The following is a 16,045-nucleotide window of genomic DNA, read 5'->3' as shown; positions in this document are numbered from 1 at the left end:
GGCGGTCGGGATCAGCGCGCTGAAGAGCAGGCGCGCGCCAGGTCCACGTCGACCTCGGCGAGGGCTCGCCGCGCCCGCTCCCGGCCCAGGTTCCACTCCGTCAGCCGCTCGTCCGCCTCGAGCTCGGCGAGCTGCTGGGACAGCAGGCAGGACCGCTGCGGCTCCGGCAGCGCCGCCAGCGCCGGGACCGCGTCGGCCATGAGCGTGCTCAGGTGGTGGACGTCGAGGCGGCCGGTCTCGGCGAACCGGGCCACGTTGCGCTCGGCGATGAACCGCTCCGGGTCCAGCAGCCCCAGCGCGAGCAGGGCGACCAGCGCCGAGCCCACCACCGCCGAGGGCAGCCACGGCGCCCGCCGCCGCGCGCCCGCGACGAGGACCAGGACGAACAGCACCGCCATCCACAGCTCGGCCACGCTGACCAGCAGCCGCAGCAGCGTGTACCCGTAGGCGCCCTGGTAGACCCAGATCCGCACCAGCGCCGAGGCGACGATCACCAGCGCCAGCACCACCAGCACGCCCAGCACCGACCGCAGCCACAGCCGCTCCCCGGCCGTCTCGCGCGGCGCCACGCGGGCGACCACACCGATGACCGCCAACGTCAGCGCGGTGACCATGAGCAACTGCCAGAAGCCGGACCGCGCGTACTCGGCGTAGGTGAGCGACGCGGTGCGCAGCACGTGCCCCTCGCCGCCGAACAGCGAGCGCACCTGCGTGGCCACGAACGCCGCGAACAGCGCCACCAGCACCCCCACCGGCCACGCCCACTCCGCCACCCGCACGGTCCGGCGCGGCCGGTCCGGCTCAGGCGCGTCGACGGGGGAGTCGAGCAGGAAGGACCCGGCCAGCACCAGCGCCAGCAGCACGGCGAACACCCACGCCGACAGGACCAGGCTCTCCCCGTCCACCGCGGGCAGCACGACGTCGATCAGGTCGGCGAAGTCGGAGTCCGCGCCCGCCAGCAGCCCGCCGAACACCAGCAGCACCAGCAGGCTCAGCACCACCGTGCGCGTCACCCGCACCCCGCCCTGGCCGCCGCCCACGTGCTTGAGCCCCCGGCCCGCCCACGGGACGGCCCGGAAGACGGCCGCGCCGTAGAACACCGGCGCCCACACCAGGTCCCGCGCCGCCCGGCCGCGCGACACCGACGCCGCCAGCGCGACCCCCGCGCCCAGCACGGCCAGCGCCGTCAGCCACGACGCCGCCCGCAGCGTCGGCAGGGTCATCAGCGCCACGCCCAGCAGCAGCCACCACCAGTTCGCGCGCGCCGTCCGCCCGAGCGCGAGGAGGGCCGTGGCCACCCCCAGCGCGGCCACGGTCCACCCCGCCCCCGGCACTTCCAGCGGCAGCGCCCACGCGCCCAGCAGCGCCGCCCCCACCGCCCACAGCACCACCGGCCGCGACGCGCGGGGCGAGCGCGGTCGCCAGTGCCGGTCCATCCAGCCCGGCTGGGCCGGGACCCGGCCCAGGTGCACCGGTCGCGACGACCCGACACCCTCGGCGGGCTCGGTTTGGATGGTTCGCTCGTCCATGACAGGGGTCTCCAGGGGTCGCTCGTGGCGCCCGCGGGCGGGGCCCGGGGCGGTTCAGGGGTGGGTGGGGTCAGGTGGGCAGGGTGATGCGGATGCGGCAGCCCAGGTCGTCGACGACCTCGATCGTGCCGCCGTGCAGCTCGACCACCCAGCGGGCGATCGCCAGCCCCAGGCCGGTGCCGCCGCCGCTGGCCCGTTCGCCTCGGGTGAACCGGCGGAACACCAGGTCCCGCTCGGCCGGGTCGATGCCGGGGCCGTCGTCGGCCACGTCCAGCACGGTGCCGCGCGGGCCGGTGCCCGCCAGCACCCGCACCTCGCCGTCGGGCGGGCCGTGCCGCACGGCGTTGTCGCACAGGTTGACCAGCACCTGGTGCAGCCGCTCGCGGTCGGCCCGCACCACCGACGCCGAGGGCGACACCGACGTGGTGAACCGGACCGAGCGGCCCGCCGCGGCGGCGTTGACCCTGGCCTCGGCGACGACCTCGGCCAGCAGCGGCGCCACCTCGACCTCCTCCCTGGCCAGGGCGTGCACGCCCGCGTCGACCCGGGACAGGTCCAGCAGCTCGTCGACCAGCCGCCCGAGCCGCTCGGTCTGGGCGAGCGCGGTGCGCATCGTCGCCGGGTCGGCCGAGCTGACCCCGTCGACGACGTTCTCCAGCACCGCGCGCAGCGCGGCGATCGGGGTCCGCAGCTCGTGGGAGACGTTGGCGATCAGCTCCCGCCGCGACCGGTCGGCCTGCGCCAGGTCGGCGCTCATCTGGTTGAACGCCCGGCCCAGGTCGCCGACCTCGTCGCGGGCGGTCACCCGCACCCGGCGGGAGTAGTCGCCGCGGGCCATGCCCCTGGCCGCGGCCGTCATCTCGCGCAGCGGCCTGGTCATGCCGTGCGCGAGGACCTGCGAGGTCAGCACCGCCCCGACGATCGCGGTGATCGACGTGGTGGGCGGTATCCAGCCGATCGCCCACCAGAAGTACGCCAGGCCGACGCAGCCGGAGACGACCAGCAGAATGCCGATCTTGACCTTGATCGAGCGCACCGGGTCCAGCGGCCGGGGCAGCCAGTCGGCGACGGTCCGCAGCGCGGTCACGCGGGCACCTCCAGCGCGTAGCCCACACCGTGCACGGTGCGGATGAGGTCGGCGCCCAGCTTGCGCCGCAGCGCCTTGATGTGGCTGTCCACCGTCCGGGTGCCCGCCGCCTCGCCCCAGCCCCAGATCTCGGCCAGCAGCCGCTCCCTGGGCTGCACCGCGCGCGGCCGGGCGGCCAGGTAGGCCAGCAGCTCGAACTCGATCGGGGTCAGGTGCGCCTCGTCGCCGCCCCGGCGCACCCGGCGCTGCACCGGGTCGACCTCCAGGTCGCCCACGGTCAGCACGCCGTCGGTGCTCGCCCGCCGCTCCACCCGGCGCAGCAGCGCGTGCACCCTGGCGGTCAGCTCGCGCGGCGAGAACGGCTTGGTCAGGTAGTCGTCCGCGCCCACGGCCAGGCCGACCAGCAGGTCGGTCTCGTCGTCGCGGGCGGTGAGCATCAGCACCGGCACCGGCCGCGCCGCCTGCACCCGGCGGCACACCTCCAGGCCGTCGAAGCCGGGCAGCATGACGTCGAGCACCAGCAGGTCCGGCCTGCCCGACTCGGCCGCGGCCACCCCCGCCGGGCCGTCGTGGGCCAGGTCCACCTCGAAGCCCTCGGCGCGCAGCCGGACCGCGATCGACTCGGCGATGGTGGGGTCGTCCTCGACCACCAGCACCTTGCGCTTGCTGCCCATGCTCTGGACTGTATGCCGGGGTGGTGGGGGTGCTCAGTGCGGATTGTGAACATCCTGTGGAGGTAATCCGGGTGAGCGCGGTCCCGGGCATTGCCTAGGCTGGGGGCAAATGAGTGCCGAAACGACCCCCACCCTCGCCGACCTGCGCGACCGGCTGCCCGAGCTGATGGCCCGCGACGAGCGCAGGCTCGGCCGCAGGCTGGAGGGACTGCGCAAGACGCGCGACCCCGGCAAGCGGGCCCAGGCCCTGGCCGCGGTCGCCGCCGAGGTGGCCGCGGCCGAGGCCAGGCTCGCCGCCCGCCGCGACTCGCTGCCGCCGCTGAAGTACCCGGCCGAGCTGCCGGTGAGCCAGCGCCGCGAGGACATCCTGGCCGCCATCCGGGACAACCAGGTCGTGGTCATCGCGGGGGAGACCGGCTCGGGCAAGACCACCCAGATCCCGAAGATGTGCCTGGAGCTGGGCCGGGGCGTGCGCGGCATGGTCGGGCACACCCAGCCGCGGCGGATCGCCGCGCGCACCGTGGCCGAGCGGGTCGCCGAGGAGGTCGGCACGCCGCTGGGGGAGACGATCGGCTGGAAGGTGCGGTTCACCGACGAGGTGGGCGAGCGCACCCTGGTCAAGATCATGACCGACGGCATCCTGCTGGCCGAGATCCAGCACGACCGCACCCTGTCCCGCTACGACACGATCATCATCGACGAGGCGCACGAGCGCAGCCTCAACATCGACTTCCTGCTCGGCTACCTGGCCAGGCTGCTGCCCCGCCGCCCCGACCTCAAGGTCGTCATCACCTCGGCCACCATCGACCCGGAGCGCTTCTCCCGGCACTTCGGCGGCGCGCCGGTCATCGAGGTCTCCGGCCGCACCTTCCCGGTCGAGGTGCGCTACCGGCCGCTGGTCGACCCGGAGGACCCCGAGGCCGACCCGGACCGCGACCAGACCCAGGGCATCGTCGACGCCGTCCGGGAGCTGTCCGCCGAGGGGCCCGGCGACGTGCTGGTGTTCCTCTCCGGCGAGCGCGAGATCCGCGAGGCGGCCGACGCCCTCGTCGCCGCGGAGCTGCGCGGGACGGAGATCCTGCCGCTGTACGCGCGGCTGTCCTCGGCCGAGCAGCACCGGGTGTTCCAGGCCCACTCCGGGCGGCGGGTCGTGCTGGCCACCAACGTCGCCGAGACGTCGCTGACCGTGCCGGGCATCAAGTACGTCGTCGACACCGGCACCGCGCGCATCTCCCGCTACAGCAACCGCCTCAAGGTCCAGCGGCTGCCGATCGAGCCGGTCTCGCAGGCCTCGGCCAACCAGCGCAAGGGCCGGTGCGGGCGCACCTCCGACGGCATCTGCGTGCGCCTCTACAGCGAGGACGACTTCGACGCCCGCCCGGAGTTCACCGACCCGGAGATCCTGCGCACGAACCTGGCCTCGGTCATCCTGCAGATGGCCGCCGCCGACCTCGGCGAGATGGCCGACTTCCCGTTCATCGAGCCCCCCGACCGCCGCCACATCGCCGACGGCACCCAGCTGCTGGTCGAGCTGGGCGCGCTGGACGCGGACAAGAAGCTGACCGAGATGGGCCGCAGGCTCGCCGCGCTGCCCGTCGACCCGCGGCTGGCCAGGATGGTGCTCGAGGCCGACCGCAACGGCTGCCTGGCCGAGGTCATGGTCATCGCCGCCGCGCTGTCCATCCAGGACCCGCGCGAGCGCCCGCAGGACAAGCAGCAGCAGGCCCAGCAGAGCCACGCCCGCTTCGCCGACCCGGAGTCGGACTTCCTGTCCTACCTCAACCTGTGGAACCACCTGCGCGAGCGGCAGAAAGAGCTGTCCGGCAACAGGTTCCGCCGCGAGTGCAAGGCCGAGTTCATCAACTACCTGCGCGTGCGCGAGTGGCAGGACATCCACTCCCAGCTTCGCCAGGTCGCCCGCCAGCTCGGCATCACCGCCAACGACGCGCCCGCCGCCCCCGCCGACGTGCACAAGGCGCTGCTGTCGGGCCTGCTGTCGCACATCGGCTTCCGCGACCCGGGCCTGAAGTCCACCGGCCGCGACGTGGGCCGCGAGTACGTCGGCGCGCGCAACGCCAAGTTCGTGCTGTTCCCCGGGTCGGTGCTGTCGAAGAAGCCGCCGCGCTGGGTGATGGCCGCCGAACTGGTGGAGACCTCGCGGCTGTTCGGGCGGACCGCGGCGCGGGTCGAGCCGGAGTGGATCGAGCCGCTCGCCGAGCACCTGCTCAAGCGCACGTACTCCGAGCCGCACTGGGAGGCCAAGCAGGGCTCGGCGATGGCGGTCGAGCGGGTCACCCTCTACGGCCTGCCGATCGTGGTGGCGCGCAAGGTCCGCTACGGGCGCATCGACCCCGAGGTCTCGCGCGAGCTGTTCATCCGGCACGCCCTGGTCGAGGGCGACTGGCAGACCCGGCACCACTTCTTCCGGGACAACCGGGCGCTGCTGGCCGAGGTCGAGGACCTCGAGCACCGCTACCGCCGCCGCGACATCGTCGTCGACGACGAGGCGCTGTTCCAGTTCTACGACCAGCGGGTGCCCGCCGAGGTCGTCTCGGCCCGGCACTTCGACTCCTGGTGGAAGCAGGCCAGGCGGGCGACCCCGGACCTGCTGACCTTCAGCAAGGCGGACCTGGTCAACGACACCGTCGAGGTCAACGCCGAGGCGTTCCCCGACGCGCTGCGGCAGGAGGGGCTGACCCTGCCGCTGTCCTACCGCTTCGAGCCCGGCCGCGACGACGACGGGGTGACCGCCCGGGTCCCGATCTCGGTGCTCAACCAGCTCTCCGGCGACGGGCTGTCGGTGCAGGTCCCCGGGCTGCGCGAGGAGGTGGTGACCGCGCTGATCCGGTCGCTGCCCAAGGCGGTGCGCCGCAACTTCGTGCCCGTGCCCGACTTCGCCAAGGCCGTCGTGCGCGGCCTGGCCCCGGTGGAGGACTCCCTGCCGGACGCGGTCGGGCGCGAGCTGCGCGCGCTGACCGGGGTCATGATCCCCCGCGAGGCATGGCAGCTCGACGCCGTCCCCGACCACCTCAAGACCACCTTCCAGGTGGTCGACGGCGACAAGACCCTGGCCACGGGCAAGGACCTGGGCGCCCTCAAGCACCAGCTCCGCTCCCAGCTCCGCGCGTCGCTGCACGAGGCCACCGTCGACCTGCACCGCACCGGCCTGACCGCGTGGACGATCGGCGACCTGCCCAAGGTCGCCCGCACCGAGCAGAACGGCCTGGTCGTCACCGCCTACCCGGCCCTGGTCGACGAGGGCGCGACGGTCGCCGTCCGGATGCTCGACACCGAGGCCGAGCAGCGCGCCGCCATGTGGACCGGCACCCGCAAACTCGTCCTCCTCGGCGTCGCCTCCCCGACCAAGCACGTCGTCCGCTCACTGTCCAACCAGGACAAACTGGCCCTGTCGCACAACCCCCACGGCGGCGTCCCCGCCCTGCTGTCGGACTGCGTCAACGCCGCCACCGACTACCTGATCGCCCAAGCGGGCGGCGTCGCCTGGACCGAGAAGTCCTTCGACCGCCTCCGCACCTACGTCCGCACCAACCTCAACGCGACAACCCTCGACGTCCTGCGCACCGCCCGCCAGGTCATCGGCGCCTGGAACACCCTCCAGAACCGCATCGATCCCCTGCGCGGACCGATCTACAAAGAGCCCCTGGACGACATCAAGTCCCAGCTCTCCCACCTGATCCACCCCGGCTTCATCACCACCACCGGCGCCGCCCGGCTGGCGAACCTGCACCGGTACCTCCAGGCCATCGATCGCAGGCTGGACAAGCTCGCGGAGCGGCCGGACCGGGACCGGGCGTGGATGCACATCGTGCAGGACCTGGAGGACGCCCACCACGAGGCGGTCCAGCAGCGGCACCCGGCGCTGCGGGAGACGGCGGAGGTGCACGAGGCGCAGTGGATGATCGAGGAGTTGCGGGTCAGCTTCTTCGCCCAGACCCTCGGCAACCCCACCTCGGTGTCGGAGAAGAAGGTCCGCAACGCGATCGCCTCGCTGATCCCGTGAGGGAGGCGACACCCCGCTGCCCCGCCTTCTCTAGCCTGGTGGGGGTTTGCCGCTGGAGCCCGCCGGCCCCGGGAGGACAGATGGGCCTGCTGATCATCCTCGTTTCCCTCGGTGTGGCGTTCGTGCCCGTGACGAACCCCGCGGCCCGGGTCGTGGTCATGTCCGCGCACCTGGCGGTCACCGCGGGGCTGGTCGGGTGGCTGGTGTTCTCGGGTGTCTGGGGCCCGGACCTCATCCTCGCCATGACCTTCCTCCCCGGCGCCTTGGTGGCATCGATGCGGCTCGGCAGCACGGTGTCCAGGAGAGCGCGCGGACTCCCGGTGTGAGCGCGAACGCCGCACCGCACGGGTGTCAGGGGCGGACGGCCCAGGCGTTCACGGCCAGGCGACCGGTGTTGCCGAGGTCGATCCCGCCGCGCGGGGCGACGACCTGGGTCGGCTCGCCCGCGGCCGGTGCGATCTCCAGGTAGCGGCCGACGGTGGCGTTCACCGTCGAGTCGGTGACCGTGTTGCGCCACAGGACTCGCGCCGTCGCCCGCTCGCCGGGCCGCAACGTGACCGGCTGGGGCGCCGTGTCGTAGCTGTCCGGTGCGCTGACCGGCGGCGACCCATTGCCGACGACGACGTCGAGCGGTCGCCGGTCCGCGTCCAGCACCCGGACCACCGGGTAGCCGTGCACGGTGTGGTCGCGGGTACCGCAGTTGGTCAGGAAGACGCCGAGCCCCCGCAGGCCCGAGGCGCTGTCCACCTCGCCCGCCGAGATGGCGACCCCCGACCCCGGGCACGGGTCGTCGACCGCGGTGCTGGTGGGGGACGAGGTGGGCGGGGGCGGGACGGGCTGGCCTGCGCCACAGGCGGTGAGCAGCACGCTCCCGCACAGCAGCGCGCCGACGGTCATCACCGAAGTCGGGGGACGCACGGGTCAGAGCCTGCCACCCCCGGTGGCGGAACGGTCGACCGGTGGGGTCAGCGGTCGATCTGGAGCTGGACGCAGGTGCCGGTGTGGGCGTCCGAGCGGATGCGCACCAGGTCGCAGAGCTGGTTGGCCAGCCAGACGCCCCGGCCGCCCAGGGTGGCGGGGATCGGGGCGACCCGGCCCACCAGGGGGTTGCGGATGTGGCCGCTGTCGGTCACCTCGCAGACGAAGGTCGTCTCCGTGTGCCACAGGCGCAGGGTTCCCCGGTCGCCGCCGTGGACGATGCTGTTGGTGACGATCTCGTTGGTGGCGAGGGTGAGGTCCAGGGCCCGTTCGCGGGGCAGGCCGAACGCGCCCGCGCGGACGGTGACCAGGTCGCGGAGTTCGGGGAGGTCGTCGAGGGTGAAGTGGACGGCGGCGAGGGCCTCGGTGGGGGCGGTGAGGGTGGCGCCGAAGGCGTCGACGGCGGTGCCGGGGGAGAAGGCGGCGCTGGTGCGGGCCTCGTCCGCCGAGACCAGGACCGGGTGGGTGCGCTCGGCGGTGGGGGCGCGCTCGGCGGTGACGGCGCAGCGCAGGGCGAAGCCGGTGGTGTCGGCGAAGGCGAGGTTGAGCAGCGCGTCGTGCAGGGCCAGCTCGGCGGCGGCGTCGGCGTGGCGGGGGCTGGGCATGGGGTCGGCCAGGCAGCGGACGGGACCGTCCGCGCTGTCCACCAGTTCGCGCAGGACCGGGATCAGGCGGGCCGGGTTGCGGGCGAGCTTCTCGGCGTCGACCAGGCGCACGCCGGTCCCGGCCAGGCCGCCCAGCAGGTGGTGGCGGGACGAGTCGACCAGGGCGACGGCGGACTCGCCCGCGTCCACCGCGGCGCGCAGGAACGCCTCGGCGCCCGCGCGGTAATCCTCGTCGCCGTGGTGGACGAGTGCCTCGTGCACGAACCCGACCATCTGCGTCCCCTCTCGTGGCCAGGGGCAGAGTACCCGCGCGAGTGGCCACGCACCCCGCTGTCCGGGAGGGTGAACGTCATGATGATCGACGGCATGGCGCCGGTGCCCAAGCGGCACCGGGTCGACGTGGACGACTGGGTGATGCTGGCGCTGGCCGTGGTGTCGACGGCGCTGCTGGTCTACCGGGCGTTCTGGCACCCCCCGGCGGCCGTGGGCGAGCTGATCGTGCGGCTCGACTGGGCGTTCTGCGCGGTGTTCGCGGTCGAGTACCTGTGGCGCTGGGCGCGCGCGGGGTGGACCGGCCGGTTCGTGCTGCACAACTGGTTCGACCTGATCGGCATGGTGCCACTGGCGCACGTGTGGCTGCGCGCGTTCCGGCTGCTGCGCGCCGTGCGGATCGGGGTGCTGCTGTTCGGCGTGCGCAGGCCCGTCGACCGGTCGATGGCCGAGGAGCTGGCGAACCGGGCGATGGGCCGCTTCGGCGGCCTGCTCATCGACGTGGTCAAGAAGCCGCTGACCGTCGCCGTGCTGGAGGAGGTCGTCTCCGTGCTGCGGACCGGCCACTACGCGCGCAACCTGGCCGCCGCGCTCGAGGAGAACCGCGCCGACATCCGCGACATGGTCCTCGAGAAGCTCAAGGACGACCCGCAGGCGGGCCGGTTCAAGCGCGTCCCCTTCCACGACGAGATCGTCAGCACCGTCTCCGACACCGTCATCCGCGTGGTGCTGGAGATCCTGGCGGACCCCCGCACCGACGAACTGGTCGCCGACCTGCTGCGGGAGAACATCGAGCAGATCCGCCAGGCCGTGCGCACCGGCGTGCACCAGAACCTGCCCGATCCCCCGCCCGCCGACCGGTGAGCGCATCGGATTTCGCCCTCGACCCCGCCGTCCACCACCTCAACCCCGGCGCCTTCGGCATCGTCCCCGCGGTCGTCCGCGCCGCCCAGGCCCGGTACCAGCGGGCCGCCGACGCCAACCCGATGCGGTTCCACCGCGTCGACGGGCCCGCGCTCGTCGCCAGGGCCCGCGAGGCGGCGGGGGAGTTCCTCGGCGCCGAGGTCGTGCTCGTGCGCAACGCCACCGAGGCGGCGGCGACCGTGCTGGCGGCGGCCGACCTGCGCGCGGGCGAGGAGGTCCTGGTCTCCGACCACGGCTACGGCGCGATCGCCCACTCCGCCCGGTCCACCGCCGAGCGGACCGGCGCGCGGGTGCGCGTCGCGCCGATCCCGGTCGGGGCCACGTCGGAGCGGATCGTGGCGGCGTTCGCGGCCGGGCTCACCGACCGCACCAAGCTGGTGCTCGTCGACGCCATCAGCTCGGCGACCGCGCTGGTCCTCCCGGTGGCCGAGATCGCCGCCGTGTGCCGGGAGCGGGGCGCCCTCGTGCACGTCGACGCCGCGCACGCGCCGGGGCACCTGCGGCAGCGGCCCGACCAGCTCGGCGCGCACACCTGGGCGGGCAACCTGCACAAGTGGGCCTACACGCCCAACACCAGCGCCGCGCTGTGGATCGCCCCCGAGCACCGTGAGCGCGTCCGGCCGCTCGTGCCCAGTTGGGAGTTCCCGCACGGCTACCCCCGCTGGTTCGACCACGCGGGCACCAGCGACTACTCCGGTTGGATGGCCATCCCGGACGGCCTGGCGTACTGGGCGTCGATCGGCGGGTGGGACGCCGTCGACGCGGGGGCCCGGTCCTTGGACCGGGGCGTCGAGGTGGTCTCCGCTGCCCTCGGCGCCCCGGGCCAGGTCAGCCCGCTGCACGCCCCGCTGATGCGGCTCGTCCGGCTGCCCGCGGGCCGGGTGGTCGACCTCGCGTCGTCGAACGCCCTCTACGCGGAGCTGAGCGCGCGCGGGGTCGAGGCGGCCGTCGTCGAGTTCGGCGGCGAGGGCTTCGTCCGGCTGGCCGGGTCGCCCCACATCACCGAGAACGACTACCGCGCCCTGGCCGATGCCCTCACGGCCCAGTTCGCCTAGCCTTCCTCGACACCGCGTTCTGACTCCACCGCCTCGACGCCGCGCAGCGCGCGCACGGCCGCGATGTCGGGCGGGGCGATCACGCCGGTGATCACCCCCACGTGCTCGAGCACGGTGTCCACGACCAGTCCGGCCGCCCGCAGCCGCGCCACGAGCTCCGGGAGCCGGGCCACACCGTCGTCGTTGACGGTGACCAGCACCCGCACGAGGACCACCCCCTCCGGTGCTCCAGGTCCACCAACCCCGATCCCATCCTGACCCGATCGGAGGCAGTTCGTGACCGGTGTCACCGCGATCGCACTCGAATGGCCCAGGCCTCCCGCCAGGTGCGACGCCGCCGCCCCGGCCGTGCGCGCCGGTTAGGGTCGAGCCATGCAGACCTGGCCATCCCACCCGGTTCCGGACGTCGCGGGCACCCCCCGACCGCTGCGGATGTACGACACCTCCTCGGCGCAGGTCCGGCCGACGGCGCCCGGACCGACCGCCACCATGTACGTGTGCGGCATCACCCCGTACGACGCCACCCACCTGGGCCACGCGGCGACCTACCTGGCGTTCGACCTGGTGCACCGGCTCTGGCTCGACAACGGCCACGACGTCCACTACGTGCAGAACGTGACCGACATCGACGACCCGCTGCTCGAGCGCGCGATCCGCGACCAGGACGACTGGGTGGTGCTCGGCATGCGCGAGACCGCGCTGTTCCGCGAGGACATGGCCGCCCTGCGGGTGCTGCCGCCGCGCGAGTTCACCGGCGCGGTCGAGTCGATCCCGGACATCGTCGCCGCGGTCGCCAAGCTGCTGGCCGCGGGCGCGGCCTACCGGGTGGACGACCAGGAGTTCCCCGACGTCTACTTCGACCACGCCGCCACCGGCCGCTTCGGCTACGAGTCGGGCTACGACCGGGAGACCATGGACCGGTTCTTCGCCGAGCGCGGCGGCGACCCCGACCGCCCCGGCAAGCGCCACCCGCTCGACGCCCTGCTGTGGCGCTCGGCCCGCCCCGACGAGCCGAGCTGGCCCAGCGAGCTGGGCCCGGGCCGCCCCGGCTGGCACATCGAGTGCTCGGTCATCGCCCTCAACAGCCTCGGCATGGGCATCGACCTGCAGGCAGGCGGCTCAGACCTGATCTTCCCGCACCACGAGTACAGCGCGGCCCACGCCGAGTCGCTGACCGGCGAGCACCCCTTCGCCCGGCACTACGGCCACTCGGCCATGATCGGCCTCGACGGCGAGAAGATGTCCAAGTCCAAGGGCAACCTGGTCCTGGTCTCCCGCCTGCGCGCCGACGGCGTGGACCCCATGGCCATCCGCCTGGGCCTGCTGTCCGGCCACTACCGCCAGGACCGCTCCTGGACCCAGGACATCCTCGACACCGCCCAGTCCCGCCTCGAGACCTGGCGCGCCGCCGTCACCCGCCCCACCGCACCCCCGGCCACCGAGCTGATCACCCGGCTCCGCGACCACCTGTCCAACGACCTGGACACCCCCCAGGCCATCGCCGCCATGGACGCCTGGTCCCGCCAAGACGGCACCGACCCCAACGCCCCCACCGCAGTAGCCCAAGCCATAGACGCCCTACTGGGCATCAAGCTCTGACAGTGGCACACCCCCACCACAACCCACCCCACCTCGTCACCCCCGGGCCTCGACCCAGTCCTGGCCGCTCGTAGCTCCGTGGGACCGGTGTCAGGGGTGGGCGAAGCCCATCGGCGAAGCCGACGCCGAAGGCGCCCTTGACACCGGTCCCACGGAGTTACACACTCCGCGGTCCCACAGGACGAGCCCTACTCGCACCGCCCCCAGCCCCCACACAACCCAGCCCCATCACACCCCAGTAGGCCCAGGCCCCGACCCACCACGCCCCGGCCCAGGCCGCCGCCTGCGCAAATACCGCTCGAACTCCGCGGCGATCACGTCCCCGCTGGTCTCACCCAGCTCGTCAGCGTCATCACCACGCTCCTCGAGCGCACGCACGTAGTTGCGCACGTCCTCGTCCTCCTCGGCCATCTCGCTGACCGTCGCCTGCCACTCCTCAGCCTGCTCCGGCAGCGCGCCCAGCGGCACCTCCACGTCCAGGACCTCCTCGACGCGGTGCAGCAGGGCCAGCGTCGCCTTGGGCGAGGGCGGCTGGGACACGTAGTGCGGCACCGCGGCCCAGATCGAGATGGCGGGCACCCCGGCCTGCACGCACGCGTCCTGGAACACCCCCACGATGCCGGTCGGCCCCTCGTAGCGGGAGCGCTCGAGGTTGAACTTGGCCGCCGAGTCGGCGTCGTAGGCGGTGCCGGTCACCGGCACCTGGCGGGTGTGCGGGGTGTCGGCGAGCAGCGCGCCCAGCGTCACCACCGTCGTCACCCGCAGGTCCTCGATGTGCTGGAGCAGCTCGGCGCAGAACTTGCGCCAGCGCATGTTCGGCTCGATCCCGTGCACGAGCACGACGTCGCGGTTCGACCCCGGCGGCCTGCACACCGACAGCCGGGTCGTGGGCCACTCCACGCGGCGGGTCACCCCGTCCACCAGCTTCACCGTGGGCCGGGTCACCTGGAAGTCGTAGTAGTCGTCCGGGTCGACCTCCAGCAGCGGCGTCGCGTCCCAGGTCAGTTGCAAGTGCTCGATGGCGGTGCTCGCCGCGTCACCCGCGTCGTTCCAACCCTCGAAGGCCGCCACCAGAACGGGGTCGACCAGGTCGGGGTGCTGGGCGTCGGGCACGCGGTCGGCGGCCATCTGCGGGTCCTCATCGGTCACCGCGCCAGCCTACGGCCCGGGGTGGACGGGGGGTGATCGTAGGCTGGTGACATGCCGAGCAAGCCTGTCGACAGCCCGTCCGACCCCGCTCTGCCCGCCGCTGTGCTGTGGGACATGGACGGCACCCTGCTCGACTCGGAGAAGCTGTGGGACATCCCGCTCCACGAGTTCGCCGGGCGCCTCGGCTCCACCCTGTCCACCGAGACCAGGGTCGCGATGATCGGGTCCAACGTGCCCACCACCATGGCGCTGCTGTTCGCCGAGGCCGAGATCGAGCCGACCGAGGACGACATCCGCTCCGCGGTGTCCTGGGTCGACAGCCGCATGGCCGAGCTGTTCGCCGCCGACCTGCGTTTCCGCCCCGGGGCGCGGGAAGCGCTGCGCGCGGTCCGCGACACGGGCGTCCCCACCGCGCTGGTCACCTCCACCGAGCGCCCGCTGACCGAGATCGCCCTCGACACCATCGGCCGCGACCTGTTCGACACCACCGTGACCGGCGACGAGGTCGGCGGCCGCAACAAGCCGCTGCCCGACCCGTACCTGCGCGCCGCCGCCCTGCTCGGGGTCGAGGCCCGCGACTGCGTCGCCGTGGAGGACTCGCCGACCGGGACCACCGCCGCGGTGGCGGCGGGCTGCCTGACCGTCGTGGTCCCCTGCGAGGTCCCCGTCGCCGAGGGGCCCGGCCGCGTCCTGCGCGAATCCCTGGTCGGCTTCGACGCCGCCACCCTGCGCGCGCTGGCCGCGACCACCCGGTGACCGGCGGGCGCGGCCGGTGCGGCAGGATCGTCCGCCGTGAAGACCTTCGACGAACTGTTCGCCGAGCTCACCGAGCGCGCCAGGCTGCGCCCTGACGGCTCGGGCACTGTCGCGGCCCTCGACGCCGGGGTGCACGCGCAGGGCAAGAAGGTCCTCGAGGAGGCGGGCGAGGTGTGGATCGCCGCCGAGCACGAGTCCGACGACGACCTCGCCCTCGAGGTCTCCCAGCTCCTCTACCGCGTCCAGGTCCTCATGATCGGCCGCGGTCTCACCCTCGAGGACGTCTACCGCAAGCTCTGACCCCGCGGGCGAGGCCAGTCCCGCCCTCCAGCGGCCTGGGCCGTGTTTCGAAAGCCGCTGTCCGCGATAGCCGCCAGGAACCGCCTCGATCACGACTCTCATCGAACGAGGCTCCCGGAACACGACCTAGTCCGCCCTGTCCACTGCGGACTCGTCGCCCGGGTCGGGTTCGGGCCAGCCGGGGTACTCCGGGGGCGTGCCGCCGTAGACCGGGCACAGCGCCTGGTGGGCGCACCAGTCGCACAGGCGGGTCGGGTTGGGGCGGAAGTCGCCGGTCTTGGCGGCGCGGAGGATCGCCTGCCAGATGGCGTCGAGGGTGCGTTCGAAGCGGGTGAGCTCGGCCTCGTCGGGGGTGTAGGCCAGGTTCTGGCGGTCGGCGAGGTACATCAGCTGCAGGCGGCGGGGGACGACGCCGCGCAGGCGCCAGAGGGCCAGGGCGTAGAACTTCATCTGGAACATGGCCTTGGCCTCGCCGATCTCGCGCGGGGCCGCCCCGGTCTTGTAGTCGACGACGCGGATCTCGCCGGTGGGGGCGACGTCGACGCGGTCGATGAAGCCGCGCAGCAGGACACCGGAGTCGAGTTCGGTCTCGACCATCAGCTCACAGGCGTCGGGCTCCAGCCTGCGCGGGTCCTCCAACTCGAAGTAGCCGTCGATCAGCGGGGTCGCCGAGGCGAGCCACGCGTGCACCTCGGCGGCGTCGGCCGCGTCGTCGAAGATCTCGCTGAGACCGGGCTCGCGGGCCAGCAGGTCGGCCCAGGTCGGCTCCAGCATGGCGTGCGCGGTCGCGGGGACGCGCTCCGCGGTGGGCAGGCCGTAGAGGCGTTCGAGCACCGCGTGCACCACCGTGCCGCGCGCCTGGGCCTTGCTCGGGCGCTCCGGCAGCCGGTCGACCGCCCGGAACCGGTAGAGCAGCGGGCACTGCTTGAAGTCGCTGGCGCGCGACGGCGACAGCGCTGGCCGCCGTCGCCGCGGCGCCTCGGTCCGGACATCCGTGCCTACAGCCATGGCACAACCCTAGTGACGCCCACCGACGATCCGGGGACGGCGGGGGAGCCCGGCCGCCACCAGCGCGTCGCCCCCCGGTCGGATCGGCGC

Annotated in this window: 15 protein-coding genes; 7 read left to right on the top strand and 8 right to left on the bottom strand. The window is 73.5% G+C overall.

The features are described 5' to 3' along the window. Nucleotides 1–11: 11 nt before the first annotated feature. From GCL84_RS14615 to GCL84_RS14605, 3 genes are all read right to left on the bottom strand, one after another. Complete coding sequence (locus tag GCL84_RS14615; protein ID WP_156756002.1) at nucleotides 12–1,529, bottom strand: DUF4153 domain-containing protein; 1,518 nt, start codon at nucleotides 1,527–1,529, stop codon at nucleotides 12–14. A gap of 70 nt (nucleotides 1,530–1,599) precedes the next feature. Continuing rightward, nucleotides 1,600–2,616, bottom strand: a complete 1,017-nt coding sequence (locus tag GCL84_RS14610) for a HAMP domain-containing sensor histidine kinase (protein ID WP_156756001.1) — start codon at nucleotides 2,614–2,616, stop codon at nucleotides 1,600–1,602. Beyond that, the gene (locus GCL84_RS14605; RefSeq protein ID WP_156756000.1) at nucleotides 2,613–3,290 is read right to left on the bottom strand and encodes a response regulator transcription factor; all 678 of its coding nucleotides are present in this window, start codon (nucleotides 3,288–3,290) and stop codon (nucleotides 2,613–2,615) included. The genes GCL84_RS14610 and GCL84_RS14605 overlap by 4 nt, the downstream gene beginning before the upstream one ends. A 109-nt stretch (nucleotides 3,291–3,399) precedes the next feature. Between GCL84_RS14605 and hrpA the strand changes: the two genes are divergently transcribed. Further along, nucleotides 3,400–7,311: an ATP-dependent RNA helicase HrpA gene (gene hrpA, locus GCL84_RS14600; RefSeq protein ID WP_156755999.1), complete on the top strand. Its 3,912-nt coding sequence runs from the start codon at nucleotides 3,400–3,402 to the stop codon at nucleotides 7,309–7,311. An 80-nt stretch (nucleotides 7,312–7,391) separates the two neighbouring features. After that, a complete protein-coding gene (locus tag GCL84_RS14595; protein ID WP_156755998.1) occupies nucleotides 7,392–7,637 on the top strand; it encodes a hypothetical protein in 246 nt (81 codons plus the stop codon). Between the two features lie 25 nt (nucleotides 7,638–7,662). Here the strand turns inward: GCL84_RS14595 and GCL84_RS14590 are convergent, their stop codons facing one another. Both GCL84_RS14590 and GCL84_RS14585 read right to left on the bottom strand, forming a co-directional pair. After that, complete coding sequence (locus GCL84_RS14590) at nucleotides 7,663–8,229, bottom strand: DUF4232 domain-containing protein (protein WP_235926253.1); 567 nt, start codon at nucleotides 8,227–8,229, stop codon at nucleotides 7,663–7,665. 47 nt (nucleotides 8,230–8,276) lie between these two features. Continuing rightward, nucleotides 8,277–9,155, bottom strand: a complete 879-nt coding sequence (locus GCL84_RS14585; protein ID WP_197523246.1) for an anti-sigma factor RsbA family regulatory protein — start codon at nucleotides 9,153–9,155, stop codon at nucleotides 8,277–8,279. A 90-nt stretch (nucleotides 9,156–9,245) separates the two neighbouring features. On the opposite strand from GCL84_RS14585, the gene GCL84_RS14580 reads away from it, so the two are divergent. Both GCL84_RS14580 and GCL84_RS14575 read left to right on the top strand, forming a co-directional pair. Then, complete coding sequence (locus GCL84_RS14580; RefSeq protein WP_235926252.1) at nucleotides 9,246–10,028, top strand: ion transporter; 783 nt, start codon at nucleotides 9,246–9,248, stop codon at nucleotides 10,026–10,028. Continuing rightward, a complete protein-coding gene (locus GCL84_RS14575) occupies nucleotides 10,025–11,143 on the top strand; it encodes an aminotransferase class V-fold PLP-dependent enzyme (RefSeq protein WP_156755996.1) in 1,119 nt (372 codons plus the stop codon). The genes GCL84_RS14580 and GCL84_RS14575 overlap by 4 nt, the downstream gene beginning before the upstream one ends. On the opposite strand, the gene GCL84_RS14570 is transcribed toward GCL84_RS14575, so the two are convergent. Next, nucleotides 11,140–11,349: a hypothetical protein gene (locus GCL84_RS14570; RefSeq protein ID WP_156755995.1), complete on the bottom strand. Its 210-nt coding sequence runs from the start codon at nucleotides 11,347–11,349 to the stop codon at nucleotides 11,140–11,142. The genes GCL84_RS14575 and GCL84_RS14570 overlap by 4 nt on opposite strands. A gap of 166 nt (nucleotides 11,350–11,515) precedes the next feature. On the opposite strand from GCL84_RS14570, the gene mshC reads away from it, so the two are divergent. Further along, the gene (gene mshC, locus GCL84_RS14565; RefSeq protein WP_156755994.1) at nucleotides 11,516–12,742 is read left to right on the top strand and encodes a cysteine--1-D-myo-inosityl 2-amino-2-deoxy-alpha-D-glucopyranoside ligase; all 1,227 of its coding nucleotides are present in this window, start codon (nucleotides 11,516–11,518) and stop codon (nucleotides 12,740–12,742) included. Between the two features lie 228 nt (nucleotides 12,743–12,970). Here the strand turns inward: mshC and GCL84_RS14560 are convergent, their stop codons facing one another. Continuing rightward, complete coding sequence (locus GCL84_RS14560) at nucleotides 12,971–13,870, bottom strand: PAC2 family protein (RefSeq protein WP_156756093.1); 900 nt, start codon at nucleotides 13,868–13,870, stop codon at nucleotides 12,971–12,973. A gap of 72 nt (nucleotides 13,871–13,942) precedes the next feature. Between GCL84_RS14560 and GCL84_RS14555 the strand changes: the two genes are divergently transcribed. Together GCL84_RS14555 and GCL84_RS14550 are read left to right on the top strand one after the other, a co-directional pair. Beyond that, nucleotides 13,943–14,647, top strand: a complete 705-nt coding sequence (locus GCL84_RS14555; protein ID WP_235926251.1) for an HAD family hydrolase — start codon at nucleotides 13,943–13,945, stop codon at nucleotides 14,645–14,647. Nucleotides 14,648–14,683: 36 nt separating this feature from the next. Further along, nucleotides 14,684–14,947, top strand: coding sequence for a phosphoribosyl-ATP diphosphatase (locus GCL84_RS14550; protein ID WP_156755993.1), 264 nt, complete (start codon nucleotides 14,684–14,686; stop codon nucleotides 14,945–14,947). A gap of 126 nt (nucleotides 14,948–15,073) precedes the next feature. Here GCL84_RS14550 and GCL84_RS14545 read toward each other — a convergent pair whose 3' ends face one another. Continuing rightward, nucleotides 15,074–15,955, bottom strand: coding sequence for a RecB family exonuclease (locus GCL84_RS14545; protein ID WP_156755992.1), 882 nt, complete (start codon nucleotides 15,953–15,955; stop codon nucleotides 15,074–15,076). Nucleotides 15,956–16,045 lie beyond the last annotated feature (90 nt).

Origin of the sequence: Actinokineospora pegani, from assembly GCF_009745975.1 — a bacterium.
Taxonomy (GTDB): domain Bacteria; phylum Actinomycetota; class Actinomycetes; order Mycobacteriales; family Pseudonocardiaceae; genus Actinokineospora; species Actinokineospora pegani.
Note: the sequence above shows the minus strand (reverse complement) of the source record. Positions and strands in the feature narration are given on the sequence as shown.

Bases quoted from the DNA above. Each gene is read 5' to 3' on its own strand.
- GCL84_RS14615 (WP_156756002.1), bottom strand. From the start codon at position 1,529: ATGGACGAGCGAACCATCCAAACCGAGCCCGCCGAGGGTGTCGGGTCG.
- GCL84_RS14605 (WP_156756000.1), bottom strand. From the start codon at position 3,290: ATGGGCAGCAAGCGCAAGGTGCTGGTGGTCGAGGACGACCCCACCATC.
- hrpA (WP_156755999.1), top strand. From the start codon at position 3,400: ATGAGTGCCGAAACGACCCCCACCCTCGCCGACCTGCGCGACCGGCTG.
- GCL84_RS14595 (WP_156755998.1), top strand. From the start codon at position 7,392: ATGGGCCTGCTGATCATCCTCGTTTCCCTCGGTGTGGCGTTCGTGCCC.
- GCL84_RS14580 (WP_235926252.1), top strand. From the start codon at position 9,246: ATGATGATCGACGGCATGGCGCCGGTGCCCAAGCGGCACCGGGTCGAC.
- mshC (WP_156755994.1), top strand. From the start codon at position 11,516: ATGCAGACCTGGCCATCCCACCCGGTTCCGGACGTCGCGGGCACCCCC.
- GCL84_RS14560 (WP_156756093.1), bottom strand. From the start codon at position 13,870: ATGGCCGCCGACCGCGTGCCCGACGCCCAGCACCCCGACCTGGTCGAC.
- GCL84_RS14555 (WP_235926251.1), top strand. From the start codon at position 13,943: ATGCCGAGCAAGCCTGTCGACAGCCCGTCCGACCCCGCTCTGCCCGCC.
- GCL84_RS14545 (WP_156755992.1), bottom strand. From the start codon at position 15,955: ATGGCTGTAGGCACGGATGTCCGGACCGAGGCGCCGCGGCGACGGCGG.